This is a genomic window from Alicyclobacillus hesperidum subsp. aegles, from assembly GCF_027923525.1.
Taxonomy (GTDB): domain Bacteria; phylum Bacillota; class Bacilli; order Alicyclobacillales; family Alicyclobacillaceae; genus Alicyclobacillus; species Alicyclobacillus aegles.
The window spans coordinates 1-532 of the sequence record NZ_BSBJ01000030.1 but is presented as its reverse complement, the minus strand read 5'-3'; the positions used below and the strand labels follow the sequence as shown (position 1 = coordinate 532).

The window sequence follows — 532 nt, the reverse complement described above, 5'->3', positions numbered from 1 at the left end:
CCAAGATTGCAGCGCTCCGTGCGATTAAGCCCGTGATCGCAGCTATCTCGGATCCCGTGGCCAAGAAGAAAGCTGCCGACGCAGCGATTGCGGCGATCAAAGGGCGTCCGACGACCAATACTTATGGGCAAATCCAACGAGCTACGCGTCGGCATGTGGCGGATAGGCAGCGCGCCTCAGGCGGCACGCAACCACCGCAGGACTTGTCGCAACTCGGCATGGAGTGGGCACGCAAATACAATCCGCACTACAAAAACGTGCAGTAAGGAGGACATGACATGGGCGGTTTTGCAATTGGCAAGACGCTAAACTTCGGCTACCCGGGTAACGTCTCGCGGTCGGCTGACGCAATTATCGTGAATCGGCCGGTGCAGTCGACAGATACCAATCCGATTCCGTTTGGTTCGCCGGTTGTATTGAACGCGAACAACACCTATAGCTTGTTTGGCGCGAGCAACACGGCGGCGCAGTTCGCGGGTATTGCAATCCGTGAAGTCAAGCAGGCTACCTCCTATCTCTCTCAGCCCTATGG

The 532-nt window shown here is 57.0% G+C and carries 2 protein-coding genes; both read left to right on the top strand.

Translation table 11 applies throughout. The annotated features are described in order from the left end of the window. Positions 1 to 266 (top strand): hypothetical protein (locus tag QMF38_RS09545; RefSeq protein ID WP_281759289.1); only part of this gene is annotated, 266 nt, incomplete at its 5' end. Between the two features lie 12 nt (positions 267 to 278). Beyond that, the coding region (locus QMF38_RS09540; protein WP_281759288.1) for a structural cement protein Gp24 at positions 279 to 532 on the top strand (254 nt) is incomplete at its 3' end.